This window comes from Magnetospirillum gryphiswaldense MSR-1 v2 (assembly GCF_000513295.1).
In the GTDB taxonomy this organism is placed as follows: Bacteria; Pseudomonadota; Alphaproteobacteria; order Rhodospirillales; family Magnetospirillaceae; genus Magnetospirillum; species Magnetospirillum gryphiswaldense.
This window is the reverse complement of the sequence record NC_023065.1, coordinates 165,669-181,542: the sequence shown is the minus strand read 5'-3', so window position 1 is coordinate 181,542 and position 15,874 is coordinate 165,669. Positions and strand designations below refer to the sequence as shown.

Annotated in this window: 6 protein-coding genes (1 of these 6 running past the window's edge); 4 read left to right on the top strand and 2 right to left on the bottom strand. The window is 66.0% G+C overall.

Annotated features, from left to right (window positions below):
* Positions 1-10 precede the first annotated feature (10 nt).
* Positions 11-2,905, bottom strand: a complete 2,895-nt coding sequence (locus MGMSRV2_RS00855; protein WP_024078413.1) for a molybdopterin oxidoreductase family protein — start codon at positions 2,903-2,905, stop codon at positions 11-13.
* 174 nt (positions 2,906-3,079) lie between these two features.
* Positions 3,080-4,279 carry an MFS transporter gene (locus MGMSRV2_RS00850; protein WP_242410704.1) on the bottom strand — a complete coding sequence of 400 codons (1,200 nt, stop codon included), beginning with the start codon at positions 4,277-4,279 and terminating at the stop codon, positions 3,080-3,082.
* Positions 4,280-4,369: 90 nt separating this feature from the next.
* On the opposite strand from MGMSRV2_RS00850, the gene MGMSRV2_RS00845 reads away from it, so the two are divergent.
* From MGMSRV2_RS00845 to MGMSRV2_RS20915, 4 genes are all read left to right on the top strand, one after another.
* The gene (locus MGMSRV2_RS00845) at positions 4,370-6,691 is read left to right on the top strand and encodes a methyl-accepting chemotaxis protein (RefSeq protein WP_041633363.1); all 2,322 of its coding nucleotides are present in this window, start codon (positions 4,370-4,372) and stop codon (positions 6,689-6,691) included.
* A 66-nt stretch (positions 6,692-6,757) separates the two neighbouring features.
* Complete coding sequence (locus MGMSRV2_RS22120) at positions 6,758-6,889, top strand: DUF411 domain-containing protein (RefSeq protein ID WP_024078410.1); 132 nt, start codon at positions 6,758-6,760, stop codon at positions 6,887-6,889.
* Between the two features lie 66 nt (positions 6,890-6,955).
* Positions 6,956-7,171, top strand: coding sequence for a DUF411 domain-containing protein (locus MGMSRV2_RS00840; protein WP_024078409.1), 216 nt, complete (start codon positions 6,956-6,958; stop codon positions 7,169-7,171).
* A 254-nt stretch (positions 7,172-7,425) separates the two neighbouring features.
* Positions 7,426-15,874, top strand: partial view of a LamG-like jellyroll fold domain-containing protein gene (locus tag MGMSRV2_RS20915; RefSeq protein WP_144084250.1) — the 5' end (the start) only. It continues 22,505 nt past the right edge of the window; only the first 8,449 of its 30,954 coding nucleotides appear in the window; it begins with the start codon at positions 7,426-7,428; its stop codon lies beyond the right edge, outside the window.

Here is a 15,874-nt window from a genome sequence, read left to right as displayed (position 1 = left end):
TGTCCCCCGATCAACGCTTCTTGCCGGCGAAGAAGGCGCGCATCTTGGCGCCAAAGCCGGTCTGGCCCGGCAATTGCCCCAAAGTGGGGAATTGCGGCCAGCTTTCCTGGGGTTCGTCGGCGGCAGCCGGGGTGATGCGCACGCGCACGTCGTACCACGCCGCCTGCCCGGTGACCGGATCGGAGTTGGAGACATGCCGCCCGCCCACCATGTTGGGCAGTTCCTCGGAAATCAGGTGGTTGAGCAGGAAACCGTTCTTGGCTTCGTTGGCATCGCCGTCCAGACCCCAAGCGCCCGAGGCCTTGCCGATGGCGTTCCAGGTCCACACCGTGCCCGGCTCCACCGCCTCGGTGAAGCGCGCCATGCACCGCACCTTGCCCCACGGGCTTTCCACCCACACCCAGCCACCATCGTCGAAGCCATTGCCAGCACCGACGCTGGGATGGACCATGATGTAGTTCTGGGTATGGATTTGCCGCAGCCAGGCGTTTTGCGAATCCCACGAATGGTACATGGCCATGGGCCGCTGGGTCAGCGCCGACAGCGGATAGCGAGCGGTGTCGGTCTTGGCCCATTCCAGCGGCGCATAATGGAACGGCAATGGGTCGAAGAACTGTTCGACCCGGGGCCGCAATTCGTCCGGCGGCTGCTTGCCCTTCCACTTACCCTGGGCGGCAAGACGGAATTTTTGCAGCACTTCCGAATAGATATGGATGTTGATGGGGTCGTGATAGCGCACCAGCCGGTTGCCCTGGGCCCAGGTCAGGTAGCCCTTGTTCCAGTTGCGCATGTACTGGAAGCTTTTGGGCAGATGGTGGTGGTAGTGGTTGTTGTTGCGGGCATACATGTCCCATTGGTTGGGATTGGGCTCGCCGACCATGGACTTTTCGCCCGATTTGCCGCGCCAGCCGGCCAGGAAGCCAATGCCCGAGCCCGGCTCGGTCTCGAAATTGGTGATGAAATCGGGATAGTCGCGGTACTTGCGCGTGCCTTCCTTGGTCATGAAGGCGGGCAGCTTAAGCCGCGTCGCCAGTTCGATGATGACGTCCTGGAACGGGCGCGAATCGCCCAGGGGCGGCATGATCGGCACGCGCACCGAATCGACCGGCCCGTCGAATTCCGAGATGGGCCGATCCAGCATGGACATGACGTCGTGGCGTTCCAGATAGGTGGTATCGGGCAGCACCAGATCGGCGAAGGCCACGGTTTCCGACTGGAAGGCGTCGCCGACCACCACGAACGGGATCTTGTATTCGCCGTTTTCGTGCTTGTCGGTCAGCATCTTCCTGACTTCCGACGTGTTCATGGACGAATTCCACGCCATGTTGGCCATGAACAGGAACAGCGTGTCGATGGGGTAAGGGTCGCCGCGCCAGGCATTGGTGATGACATTGTGCATCAAACCGTGCACCGACAGCGGGTATTCCCAGGAAAAGCCCTTGTCCAGACGCATGGGGGCGCCGTTCTCGTCCACCGACAGATCATCGGGATCGGCGGGCCAGCCCAGCGGCATGCCGTCCAAGGGCGTCGACGGCTTGACCGCGTGCGGCCCCTTGGGCGGCTTCGGACACGGCGGGATCGGACGCGGGAACGGGGCGCGGTGCCTGAAGCCGCCGGGACGGTCGATGGTACCCAACAGGCTCATCAGAATGGCCAGGGCGCGGATGGTGTGGAAGCCGTTGGAATGGGCGGCCAGACCGCGCATGGAATGGAAGGCGACCGGATTGCCGGTCACCGTCTGGTGTTCGTTGCCCCACGAATCAGTCCAGGCGATGGGCAATTCGATCTTCTGGTCGCGCGCGGTGATGCCCATCTCATGGGCGAGGCGGCGGATGGTGTCGGCGGGGATACCGGTGATGCCCTCGGCCCATTCCGGCGTGTAATCCTTGACCCGCTCCTTCAGCAACTGGAAGGCCGGCTTGACCGGGGTGCCGTCGGGCAGGGTGTATTCGCCCATCAACCGGCCCTCGGTGCCCTTGCTGCGCGACAGCACCGGCTGGTCGGTGGCTTTGTCCCACCAGAAGCGGTCGGGGGTATCGAAGGTGTCGGGGCGCACGCCGACATTGGGGTCACGGGCGAACAGGCCGTGATCGTCGCGCTTGATGTCCTGGATGACCAATTCAGCGGAATTGGAATATTGCATCAGGAACTCGCGGTCGAACAGGCCGGTTTCGATGATCTCGCGGATCAGCGCCAGCAGCAGGGCACCATCGGTGCCGGTACGGATGGGGATCCATTCATCGGCGATGGCGGCATAGCCGGTGCGCACCGGGTTGATGGCGATGAACCGCCCGCCGCCGCGCTTGAACTTGGCCAGCTCGATCTTCATGGGATTGGAATGGTGATCCTCGGCGGTGCCGATCATCACGAACAGCTTGGCCCGCTCCAGATCAGGCCCGCCGAATTCCCAGAACGAGCCGCCGATGGTGTAGATCATGCCGGCGGCCATGTTGACCGAGCAGAAACCACCATGGGCGGCATAATTGGGGGTGCCGAACTGCTTGGCGAACATGCCGGTCAAGGCCTGCATCTGGTCGCGCCCGGTGAACAGGGCCAGTTGCTTGGGGTCGGTCTTCCTGATGTGGTCCAACCGGTCGCCCAGCATGGACAGCGCCTCTTCCCACTCGATCGGCTCGAACTGGTTGGAACCGCGCTCGGCTCCTTGCTTGCGCTTCAACGGCTTGGTCAGGCGGGCGGGGGAATATTGCTTCATGATCCCCGACGCGCCCTTGGCGCAGATCACGCCGTGGTTCAGGGGATGTTCGGGGTTGCCCTCGATATAGCGCACTTCACCATCGCGTAAGTGCACGCGAATGCCGCAGCGGCAGGCGCACATGTAGCAGGTGGTGGTCTTGACCTCGGCCCGGCCAAGCTGGGAATCGCAAGAAGTGACGGGGTCTCGCATGAACTGGCTCCCTGGGGTCGACCGCTTGCCGCCAAAGGCTCAGGCAAACGGACACGGCCCCCTTCGCGCGCAAGGCGAAGGCCGTTCTCTCCTGTCCGTGTCCCTGTCCCCTGGCCATTTGCGGCCTTATTTGTCGGGAATACAGTAATTAAGAACGACCTAATAAAGCAAACATTACTTCGACCGCGCCCGTCCCAGCCCGATCAGGGCCAGCGGCCCCAAGGCCGCCACCGCACCCAGGCTGGCAAAAGCCAGCGCCCAGGCCAGGGCCGATTGGGCGCCGCCGGCACTTTCCAAAATCCAGCCAAAGGCCAGCGGCCCCAGGAAAGCGCCGGCAAAACCGATCAGCGAATGCACGGCGATGGAGGCGCCGCGGCGTTCGGGTTCGGCGGCCAGCACCGCCCCGGTGGTCAGCGCGGCGGAATCCAACTGCACCACGCCGTTATAGACCAGCATCAGTACCACCACCGCCGCCATCCCCCAGCCCGACGACAGCCCGACCAGCACGGCACAGGTGCCAGAGGCCACGGCGAACAGTGAACATGTGCGAATGCGGTCGTATTTCAGCGCCAGGGCGGCACCGCCGATGCTGGCGGTCATGGCCACCACCGACGACAGCGCCGCCACCAATGTGGGGGTGAGAAAGGCCGGACCGGCGGCGGCAAAGGCCAGAAAAGCCACCATCCACGACCTGAGGCCGAACAATTCCCACATATGGGCGAAGTATCCCAGCACATAGGCCATCACCCGGCGATTGGCCAGAACCGGACGCAGGTCCAACAGCTTGCCGATAGGCTTGGCGGCGGGGATGCGGTTGTCCAGGGCCAGCACCAGGGCAGCCGCCACCAAGGCCCCCGCCCCCAGCAGGGCAAAGGCGCCACGCCAGCCCAGGATTTCGGCGAACAGCCCGGCGGTCAAAAACGAAATGCCGGTACCGAGCGAGAAGCTGGCGGTGTACCAACTCATCCATTTCGGCTGATCGGGCCCGTCGGTGCGGTCGACCAAAGCCTTCAGCCCCGGCATATAGGTACCGGCCAAACCGATGCCGGCCAGGGCGCGGAACACCAAGGCTGTCCAAAATCCTTCCGCCAACACCGCGAACAGCAGCGCCGACAGCCCGGCCACCACCGCCCCGGCCACATAGACCCGGCGGGCGTCCAGACGATCGGTCAATGCGCTTAAGGTCGGCACCGCCGCCGCGTAACCGGCAAAGGTGATCCCCGACAGCCAACCGGCCTCGGTACTGGAAAAGTCGAATAGGGAAATAAAATCAGGCAAAAGCGCGGGAAAGGCGAATACAGGCCCCATGGTCAGCACTTCCGCCAAGCACAGAAGACGCACCGCCCCCACACCGCGCCCGAGATATTTGAACATATGTATATTCTTATAAGGTTTTGTCATATGATCCGCCCGCAGTGGGGGGGCTACCACTCGGTTGTCTATCGCGGGAAGGGTGTATCGAACATGCACATTGGGATTGCCGTTCGTTTCGGCTTGGCTTTGGTTGGCGTCTCATTGGCTTCGGCCCTGGTCATCGGCTTTGCCGTCAACGGCTATTTCACCAGTATGATCGCGAGCGCGGAAAAGGTCGAGTTGCACAGCCGTTTCGACCAATTGGTGGAAACCATCGACGCCAGTTCCCGTCAGGCCGAGGCCATGGCGTCGCTGGTCGCTGCCCTGCCCGGCGTGCCCGAACTGGTGCAAGCCGGCGAGCGCGACCGGCTGGCGGTGCAGATGACCCCCGTCTTCAAGCAATTGACCAAACCCTATGCGGTCGAGCAGTTCCAGTTCCACCTGCCGCCGGCGACGTCGTTTTTGCGGGCGCATCAGCCGGCCAAGTTCGGCGACGACCTGTCGAAAATCCGCGAAACCGTCATCCGCACCAATGCCGCCAAAAAACCCACCCGTGGCCTGGAAATCGGTCGCGCCGGCCTGGGCGTGCGCGGCGTGGTGCCCCTGTTTGCCGGCGAAACCCATGTGGGCTCGGTGGAATTCGGCCTGTCCTTCGGCAAGCCGTTCTTCGACGAGTTCAAGGCCGCCCACAAGCTGGATGCCGGCCTGCTGGTGCCTGACGAAAACGGCTTCAAGCTGTTCGCCGCCAGCTTTGAAAGCTCGCGCCTGAGCACGGATGAAATCCGTCAGGCCCTGGCCGGCACCCCGGTGGTGCGCACCTTCACTGATGGCGGCCAACGCATTTCCGTCCTTGGCCAAGCAGCGCTGGATTATTCCGGCAAGCCGTTCGGAATCATCGAAATCGCCATGGATGGCCAGGCCTATGCCGACCAACTGGCCGAGGTCCATCGCACCATCGCCATCCTGGTCATCGGTACCTTGCTGGTCACCATCGTCGTCAGCGTCTTGCTGGCCCGCAGCATCACCAACCCCATCCGCCATCTGACCACGGCCATGGACCGCATCAGCCAGCACGATTTCAACGTCGTGCTGACCGGCACCGAGCGCCCCGACGAAATCGGCCACATGGCCCGCGCCGTCGAAGTCGTCCGCGACGAGGCGAAGAAACTGGCCTGGATGGAATCCGAGCAAAAGCGTCTGGTCGAGGAAATGCAGGCCAACCAGGACACTTTGCACAAATCCATGCGTTCGCAATTGGAGGGCGTAGTCCAGGCGGCCATCCAAAGCAACGAAGCCGGCGTCGTGCTGGCCAAGATGATGGGCGACGTGCGCAAGGCGGCGCAGGAAAGCCAGGCCATCGCCGCCGCCATCGAGGAGATGGTGGCGTCCGTCAACACCATCGCCCAGAACTCGGAAGTGGCGGCAGCGGAAGCCGGCGACGCCGAGGCGGCGGCCCGCAACGGCGTCCGCGATGCCGGCACCGCCCGTCAGGCCACCGAGACCCTGACCAGTGCGGTCGAGGATGTGGGCGGCAAGATCCGCAATCTGGCCAATGCGTCGCAACAGATCGGCGCCATGGTCGACCAGATCGAGGCCATCGCCAGCCAAACCAACCTTTTGGCCCTCAACGCCACCATCGAAGCGGCCCGCGCCGGTGAAGCCGGCAAGGGCTTCGCCGTGGTCGCCGCCGAGGTCAAGGGGTTGGCCAACCAGACCGGACGCGCCACCGAGGATATCCGCAACCGCATCGCCGCCCTGACCCAGGAAATGGCCGCGGCGCTGAAATCCATGCATGACAGCACCGCCGCCGCCGCCGAAGGGCAACAGGCGGTGGATCAGGTCACCAACGGCCTGGGCGCCATCGCCGAACGGGTCGACGGCGTCACCGGCCACATGCGCGACATCGCCGGCATCCTGACCCAGCAATCAGCAGCGGCGGCAGAGATTTCCGGCGGTTCCTTGCGCATCGCCGAATTGTCCAACCGCAATCTGGATGAAATCTCGGAAGTGCTGGAAGCCATGCAAAAGGCCGCCACCGTGCTGGATCAGCGGGTCGAGGAATTCTCCAGCCTGAGCAACGCCGAAAGCATCATCCAGATCGCCAAGAACGACCATGTCCGCTTCAAGCGCAGCATCATCGACCGCCTGCTGGAACGCAACGACCTGACCGCCGACCGGGTGTCGACCCACCATTCCTGCCGTCTGGGCAAATGGTACGATGCTGTGGACAACCCGATCATCAAGGCGCACCCGGCCTTTGTCCGTCTGGCCGATCCGCATCAGCGCGTGCACGCCCATGGCAAGCGCGCCCTGGAACTGCACGCCCAAGGCGACATGGACAACGCCAATCTCGAGGTGGATCTGATGAACACCGCCTCGCACGAGGTGCTGGACCTGCTGGACGAATTGGGCCGGGCGCTGACCCAGGATTGACCTGGATCATGGCGGCACCGGTGGCGGACGGGCCAGGATGGCCCATCCTTCGCCATAGGTGCCGCCATGCGTATCGCCATCACTCTTGCCCTTGCCCTGATCACCACGCCGGCCCTGGCGGCCGAGCTGACCATGTACAAAAATCCCAGTTGCGGCTGTTGCCAGGGCTGGGCCGAGTACATGCAAGGCCAAGGCTAGAAAACCAAGATCATCGACATCGATGAGATCGAGCAGATCAAACGCCGCTACAATGTGCCGGCGCGCATGGAATCGTGCCACACCGCCCTTATCGACGGCTATGTGGTCGAAGGCCACGTGCCGGTGGCGGCCATCGACAAATTGCTGAAGGAACGCCCCCGGGCTACCGGCCTGGCGGCACCGGGCATGCCGCAGGGGTCGCCCGGCATGTCGGGCACGCCGGAACCCTTTGTCGTCTACCTGTTCGGCCCCGACGGAGCCACGCCGTTCATGCGGTTCTGACCCCGCCCATTTGTCGACAGCCATTCATCACCCCATACCGCACAGCTCTTTCAGAATTGCTCGAAAAACTATACCTTAGGTGTGGGATGGGTGGATTACCGGCATAGCTAACGTGTAGGCTGTGCATATCGATTGACCAATCACCCCTAGAGCGTAAATTCACGGCGGGCGGCATAGAATTGGCGAACATCGATAACGGCCAGAATGGCGGCGTTTCCCGAACCCCTTCGACGGGGCGCGGTGCGGGTGTGCCCTTGTCCCAAACCATCGACGCCACCGGCGCCGGTCGCGTGCATGTGCCCGGCGGCGACCTGATCCTGACGGCCGAATACGTCCGCTCGGGCAGCGATCTGATCCTGGTGGGCGAAGACGGCAGCCGCGTCGTCATCCGTGGCTATTTCGCCAGTGAAACCCCGCCCGATCTGGTCGGCGCCGCCGGTCTGGTCATCGACCCGGCCCTGGCCGCCAAGCTGGTCGGCCCGCTGGCCCCGGCGCAATACGCCCAGGCCGGCGGCAATACTGGGCAAGTGGCCATCGGCACGGTGGAAGTGGCCGGCGGCACCGTCCAGGTCCGCCACGCCGACGGCAGCAAAGGCACCCTGAAAAAAGGCGACACCGTCTATCAGGGCGACCAGGTGCAGACCGGCGACGGCGGCAACGTCGCCATCGTCTTCGCCGACAAATCCACCTTCTCGCTCGGTGCCAAGGGCCGTCTGGTGCTGGACGAACTGGTCTATGACCCGTCGGCTCATAGCGGAAACTCGCAGATTTCTGTGGTCGGCGGCTCGTTCACCTTCGTTTCCGGCGACATCGCCAAGCTGGCCCCCGACGCAGCCATCGTCAAAACCCCGGGCATGACCATCGGCATCCGCGGCACCGCCGCCGGCGGACGGGTCAGCGGTGAAGGCGTGCAGGTGGTGCTGGCGCCGGAAAAGGGCGGCGCCACCGGCCAGTTGAACATCACCACCCAATCGGGCCAAAGCTTCACCATCAACACCCCCGGCCTGGGCCTGAACCTCAGCCCGCAGGGCATCGCCCAGGTGCAGCAGTTCAGCCCCGGCGACGTCAACAAGATGCTGGGTAACGCCTCGGTCGGTTCGTTCTCGGACAAGATCGAAAAGGGCTTCGACAGCAACAACACCAACAAGCCCGACGATGCGCCGCCGCCGCCCAACCTGCTGCAAGACCGTACCGGCCAGGACGACCCCACCGATTTCAACGGCCTGAGCGAACGTGCCCGTGCCATGGTCACCCAGGCCATGGGCGAAATGCGCGGTCAGGTGCTTGATATCCTGGCCGGCGTCAAGGTCGAACTGCCGCCACCGCCGCCGCTGCTGCCCACCCCCATTAACCGTGACGGCGAAGTGCTGGCCGCCCTGACGGAAGTGGGCAAGCTGGCCGGACAGGTGACCGGCATCAGCGGAGTGCTGTCGCACATCTCCCCCAACGCCCTGGTCCAGGCCGAATTCGGCGTCGGCACCGACGCCCCCACCGGCACCGGCGGCACCGCCGAGCGCATGTTGGCCATCCTGGAATTGCTGTCGGGACAGAAATGGACCGGCATCAATGCCGATGGCAGCACCGTCATCACCTATTCCTTCCCCGACAACGTGCCGGTGGACTATGCCGGCCAGATCGAGGCCGGCGGTTTCTCGTCGTTCTCGGACCCGCAAAAGGACGCGGCACGCGCTGCCCTGGCCCAATGGGCGGCGGCGGCCAACATCACCTTCGTCGAGGTCACCGGTGACGGCGGCGAAATCCGTTTCGCCAACACCACGCTGGGCCCCGACGTCGCCTGGACCTATTTGCCCGGTGACGGTCAGGGCGGCGATGTGTGGATCGCCGCCGATTATGCCGACAACGGCCAGTTGGACCCGGGCGAGTACGGCTATTTCACCCTGCTGCATGAAATCGGCCACGCCTTGGGCCTGGAACATGCCGGCGACTATAATGGCGGCGGCAGCCCGACCAACGCCTATGATTCGCGCCTTTACTCGATCATGTCGTATTTCGGCGGCTCGGCGCTGGAATACCCGCTATCGCTGCAGGAAAACGATATCGCTGCCATCCAGGCCCTGTACGGGGCCAAGGGCGTCGATCTGGCGTCCTATTTCCTCGGCGGGCTGTCGGTCACCTTGCAAGGCGGCAATGCCGGCGCCGCCTGGATGGTGTCGGACATCGATTATGACGGCGATGGTGTCGTCGGCGATGCCGACGACAACGCCATCGACGACGCCGTCGACGCCTTCCTCGCCGCCGGCGACCTGGACGGCGACGGCGACACCGATGACGACGACGCGACCGTCCTGGCCGAAATCAATGCGGTCCTCACCGCCGGTACCGATGAGGATGGCGACGGCGACATCGACGCCGACGACAAGATCGCCGCCCTGACCGAATTGCTGGACAGCAAGACCACCGAGATCAACCAGATCCTGACCGAGACCGCGGGAGCGGGGGCGACCAGCGGGCTGTTCTCGTCGCTGCAGGTGGCGGTGGCCGAGGCCAAGGTCACCGTTCTTGCCGCCAAGATGGAAATCGTCGCCGAGCGGCAGGAAGCCATTCAGACCAAGATCATCGCCCTGCAAAGCAGTGGTGATCTGTCCCAGGTGACCTTGCTGCAAAGCAAGCTGGAAAAATATCAGACCGAAGCCGCCACCTATAAATCCGAGGCGGAAACCACCGCATCAAGCTTTTCCAGCACGGCCATCCTCAACAAGATCAACACGCTTCAGACTCAGTTCACCCGTGGCGAAACCGCCGCCGGCGTCGTCAACGCCGCCCTGCCGGTACTGAAATCGTCGCAGAAATCCGAAGTCATCGACGCCTGGACCAGCGGCACCGCCGAAGCGCGCGAAGCCCAGCTGCTGCAAGCCCGCAACGGCACCACCACGGCGCTGGACACCGCAAAAACCAGCAACCAGACGGTCATCACCGATCTGGACGACGCCCGCAAGGTCGAGCAGCCGCTTTATCTGGACTGGCAGAAGAAGCTGGCCACCGCCACGGTCAAGCGCGACTACGCCGATGGCAGCGTCAAGCCCATCCTTGACGATGCCGGCGAGGCCGTCACCGCCCTGGATGCCGGCAGCGCCACCGGCACCGATCTGGCCCTGGCCGCCACCAAGACGGTGAACGCCTATGCCGCCGCCGGCAGCACCCGCGCATCCTTGCTGACCGAGGCGCTGACCGCCGCCCAATCGGCCAAGGACAGCGCCGATGCCGGCTATCAGGCCGCCTTGGCCGAGTACAAGGCCGAGAACCCCGCCGCCACCACCGCCGAAGCCGACAAATATATCGAAGTGGCGGCGTGGAAGACCGCGCAACTCATTGCCGCCGACGCCCACACCCGCATCACCAACGCCATCGCCGCCTTGGGCTCGAGCGATGAAAGCGTGGTGATGGAAGCCACCACCGTGCTGGTGGCGCAAAGCAACGCGTCGTTGTTGGAAGTGCAGGCCTATTTCACCGATCTGCAAACCCAGTGGCAGACCGCCTATACCGCCCTTGACACCGAAGCCGACACGGCGGAAGCCCTGGCCGCCGCCGCCAACACTGCCTATAGCGCCAAGCACAATATCGTCACCAGCCTGGAAACCCAGGCGACGGCCAAGATGACTGCGTTGCTGGCCGCCTATGATGCCAACACCAAGGCCCAATCCGAATGGGCGGCGGCGGAGTGGTATACCGATTACGCCCAAGGCACCGCCACCAACGCGGTGCGGGCGGAAATCATCGATGCCGTCAATCTGGCGGTGACCGCCACCAAACAGGCCGAGGATCTGGCCCAGACCGCCAAACAAGAGGCCACCGAGGCGGAAGCCCATGTGGGCAACCTGACCGACGCCACCAGCGACGCCACCACCGCCCGCGAGGCGGCTAATCTGGCCATCGTCAAGTATCAGGCGGCGGAAGACGCCCGCGCCGCCGCCGAGGCCGCCCTGACCAAGTCCGAGACTTGGCGGGTCAATACCGACGAGATGGACACCATCTATCAGGCGGCGGTCAAGGCGGTGGCCTCCGCCGCCGCCGCCCGCGACGCCGCCGACGCCGCCGCCGACGCCGCCGAGGCCTATCGCGACGTCGCCGCCAACACCCTGTCCCTGGCCGATGCCAACGCGCTGAAGGCGACGGCGGATGCCGCCGGGATCGATGCCGCCCGCGACAAGGCGGAAGCCGCTGTCGAAGACGCCACCCAGTTGAAGCAACAGGCCGATCAGGCCCTGGTCGACGCCGCCGCCGCCAAGGCCGCCTTCAGCAACGCCACCACCACCAGCGCCCACGCCGCCGCCCAAACTGCCGCCGATACCGCCGCCAGCAAACTGGCCGCCGCCCAGGCGCAATTGGCCCTGGCCAACGCCGCCGTCACCCGCACGGTCGCCGAAGCCGCCGCCGATGCCGCCCGAATCGCCGCCACCGAGGCCGGCACCGCCGCCGCCACCGCCCGCACCCAGGCCGATGCCGCCCTGGTCGAGGCTGCGGCCAAGGGGCTGGCGGCCATTCAGCAATATCTGAGCACCGCCCAGACCAACGCCACCAGCGCCGCCTCGTTCGCCACCGCCGCCAAGGCCGCCCTGGTCGCCGCCAAGGCGCGGTCGGCGGAAATGACCGCCGACAACCACGATGCCAAGGAAGCGGCGGTTCTGGCGCAAAGCACCAGCGCCGCCAGCGCCAACACCGACGCGGCCACCAAGGCTGCCGCCGCCAATGCGGCGCTCGGTGCCGCCAAGACCCAGTTCGATGCCCTGCTGGCGCTGCGCCCGGCCAGCAATTCCACCCAGGCCGATAGCCAGAACGGCAATATCGGCTTGGCCAAAGACGCCATCGCCAGCCTGGAATTGCAGGCGGTCAAGGCGACCAAGGCCCAGGATGATGCCACCGCCGCCAAAAGTCAGGCGGCCCAGATCGCCGAAGCCGCAAGCGCCCGTAGCGATGCCTTTGCCGCCGCCGCCGCCGCCCAGGCCGAGGCCGAGGCCGCCGCCGCCAAGGCCGCTGCCGATCAAGCCCTGGCCATCAAAAACGCCGAGGATGCCAAGGCCCAATCCGATGCCCTGGCCGAGGATCAGGCGGAAACCTATGCCGCCCAGGCCGCCGCCCACAAGGTCACCGCCCTGGCGGAAAAGGCCAGCGCCCAGACCGCCTATGACGATGGCGACATCGCCGGTGCCCAGGCCGCCGCCACCCGCAGCCAGGCCGCCGCCCTGGCGGCCAAGGCTGCCTTCAACGCCGCCGCCAGCGCCGCCGAAGGCCACCCCAGCGCCACCCAATATCTGGCCGACGCCGCCGATCAGAACCGGCTGGCGCAATCCCATGCCGCCGCCGCCAAGGCTATCGCCGCCGCCGCCGCCAACCTGGAAGCGGCGGCGGAAAGCTGGCGCACCGGCTTGGCCGTCACCAGCCGCTATGGCGCCAAGGAAGCCTATGCCCAGGCGGAAACCTCGCTGGCCGCGGCCAAGACCGGCTACGAGGAAGCCGCCGCCGATTCCAGCGCCGCCAGCACCGCCAGCCGCGATCCGCTGATCAAGGCCGCCGCCGCCGACGCCGCCCGCGATTCGCAGATGGCCGCCAAGAACGCCGCCCAGGCCACCTATGATGCAGCCCTGACCGAGGCCAGCAACGATGCCAGCGATCCGCTGGTGCTGGCCTACAAGGATGCGCTGGACAGCGCCATCGCCGCCTATGACAACGCCGTTGACGCTGCGATCAACGCCCGCGCCGCCGCCGATGCCGCCGTTGATCGCGCCACCTTGGCGGAAACCAACTCGACCAACGCCGCCATCGCCTATGTGGCGGCGCAATCGGCCCTGGCCGACGCCGCCGCCGGCCTGTCCAATGCCGAAGCGGCGGAAACCATCGCCCAGTACACGGCCCAGCGTCAGGTCGATACCGCCATGTCCAGCGCCCTGGACAGCGCCCAGGACGCGCTCGACAAGCTGACCAGCGCCAGCGGCGACAGTGACGGCATTGATTACGTCAGCACGGCCCGGACCCAGTCGCAGACCGCCGGCGCCGCCGTTGCCGCCGTCGATGCCAACAATGATGAAAGCGTCAGCAGCGCCGAGGCCCTGGCCGCCTTCACCGCCGCCCAAACCGCCTATAACGCCGCCAAGGCCGCTTCGGACGCGGCGCAGACGCTGATCGCCAATGCGGATGCCGCCGTGATCGCCGCCCAGGCGGCACGCGATCTGGCCGCCGACCTGCCCGATCAGATGGGAATCGACCTCGACAACGACGGCGATTTCGACAACGACAGTAACGACCCGCAGGCCGCCGCCGCCGAGGCCGCCCGCGCCTCGCTGGCCAAGGCCGAGGCCGATCTTGCCCAGGCCGTCGGCATTCAGGCGGAAGTGGCCAAGCAGGCCGCCCTGGCTCAATCCTATGCCGGCCAGGCGTTTGAATCCCTGAATCTGGCCAAGTCCCTGCAAGCCCAGGCTGCCGCCGCCGACGCCCAGACCATCGTCGCCGCCCAGGCCGCCGCCGCCGATGCCGCCGCCGCTGCACAGAGCGCGGCACAAAAGGCCGCTGCCGCCGCCACCGCCACCTTGGATGCCCGCAACCTGATCGACGGCAATGGTGTCGGCGATCTGCGCACCACCTTGAACGGTGAAATCACCGGATCGACCACCCGTCTGGCCGACTTTTCCAGCCGCGACACCCTGTTGGCTACCAAGATCGCCGCCTTGCAGGCGCGCGGCATCGATGTCTCGGCCTTGCAGGCGGCCAAGAACAGCGCCGCCGCCGCCATCACCACCGCCAGCACCACCACTGCCAGCGCCACCACCACCGCCAATGCCGCCTTGCTGGCGGCGCAGAACGCCTATGACGACGGCACCGCCAGCGATGCCGCATCACTGGCGGCGACCGCTCAAAACAGCTACAGCGATGGTGTCGACGGCACCGACGACGCCCTGGCCAAGGTCGCCGAGGCCGATGCCGCGCTGGACGTGACCGCCGCCAAGGCCGCCGCTGCCGACGCCGGCAGCTTCGCCAAGGCCGCCGCCACCGCGTCGGAAGCCGCCGCCGCCAAGGCCGCCATCGCCCAGACCCAGGTCAAGATCGTCGCCAATCTTCAGGCCGAAGTGGCGGGCAAGACCGCCGCCGCCGGCCAGTCCCTGGCCAGCGCCGAAGCCCTGGTGACCATCGCCACCGCCCGAGCCGACGCCGCCGACGACAAAGCCGCCGCCATCGCCGCCATCGGTGCCGCCGGCGGCACGGTCGATGCCGTCGACAATAATGCCGCCGCCGCCGCCGCCAAAACCGCCGCCGCCGCCGATGTCAGCGCCATCAACGGCATCTACGCCACCCGCGTCAGCGGCCAAAGCGCCGCCGCGTCTTCCGACCGCGAAGCCCGCGCCTTGATCGACGCCGCCCATGACAAGGCCGCCATCGCCAAGGCTGCCCTGGACTCGGCCCAGGCGCAATCAGCCACCGCTCTGGGCCTGTCCAGCGACGCCGCCACGGTGAAATCCGCCTATGGCCAATTATCGCTGCTGAATCAGTTGACGACCAAGCTGGCCGGCGCATCGGTAACCGCCGGCCAAGCCACCGAACTGGCCAAGTCCATCGACGACGCCCGCGCGGAAATCGCCCGCCTGTCCACCATCGTCACCACCTCGAAAGCCGCCGCCCTGGCCGAGCAGGTCAAGGTCGCCGACGAATTGCTGGTGGTCAACGCCGCCAAGGTGCTGCTGGACAACGCCGACATCGCCAAGGCCGGCTATGATACCGCCGCCGCTCAGGCGACCATCGCCAAGACCAAGGCAGTGGAGGCCGCAGGCCTGGCCGCCGATGCCAAGACCTATGCCGCCAACGCCGCCCAAGCGGCGGTGAACGCCGCCACCGCCGGCGATGCCGATTTGGCCTATCTGGGCAAGACCACTGCCCAATGGGGGCAAATGGCCAGCGATGCCCACGCCGCCGCCCAGACCGCCCGCGACCTGGCCCAGGCGGCCAAGCTGGCCGCAGTCAACGCCTATAGTGACGGTGACGCCACCACCGCCGATGCCCTGTCGGCGGCTAATGCCGCCAGTGCCGCCAAGACGGTGACCCTGTCCACCGGCAGCTTCACCTTGTCGGCCAGTCCCGCCGCCCAAGGTTGGGCGACCAAGGCGCAAAGCGCCGGGACCGAGGCCAGCGGCTTCGCCAGCGACGCCGACCGCGCCCTGGCCACCGCCCTGGCGGCCAAGAGCGCCGCCCAGAACTCGGCGCTGTCCATCACCAACGGCACCGCCTTCGAGGCCGCCATCGATTCCGCCTTGGCCAATGCCGAGCAATCGGCCCTGGCTTCGGAAGCGGCCAAGACCGATGCCAACAGCGCCAAGACCAATGCGGATTCCGTGCTGGGCAGTATCGGCGCGTCCGGTACCGTGCTCGACCGCCTGACCGCCATCATCGACACCATCGATACCTGGAAGGCGGCCAATAGCGGCGCCGACGCCACCATCGCCAACGCCATCCGGGCCAAGGCGGTGGCGCTGCAAACCACGGCGGTCACCATCAAGACTGCCGCCGCCACCGCCGCCACCAATGCCGCCAGCCGTGACGGCGAGGCCGATGCCGGCGTCGCCGCCATCCGCGCCATCGACGACGATCCGGCCACCTTGGACGACGACATCAATGACGCCCAGGACGTCACCGATGCCAACACCCAGGTCGCCGCCGCCAAAACCGCCGCCGATGCCGCCCGCAAGCAGGCGACCATCG

What these genes read in the sequence shown, in the direction of transcription:
- MGMSRV2_RS00840 (WP_024078409.1), top strand. Translation starts at nt 6,956, where the DNA reads ATGGAATCGTGCCACACCGCCCTTATCGACGGCTATGTGGTCGAAGGC.
- MGMSRV2_RS22120 (WP_024078410.1), top strand. Translation starts at nt 6,758, where the DNA reads ATGCGTATCGCCATCACTCTTGCCCTTGCCCTGATCACCACGCCGGCC.
- MGMSRV2_RS00850 (WP_242410704.1), bottom strand. Translation starts at nt 4,279, where the DNA reads ATGTTCAAATATCTCGGGCGCGGTGTGGGGGCGGTGCGTCTTCTGTGC.
- MGMSRV2_RS00845 (WP_041633363.1), top strand. Translation starts at nt 4,370, where the DNA reads ATGCACATTGGGATTGCCGTTCGTTTCGGCTTGGCTTTGGTTGGCGTC.
- MGMSRV2_RS00855 (WP_024078413.1), bottom strand. Translation starts at nt 2,905, where the DNA reads ATGCGAGACCCCGTCACTTCTTGCGATTCCCAGCTTGGCCGGGCCGAG.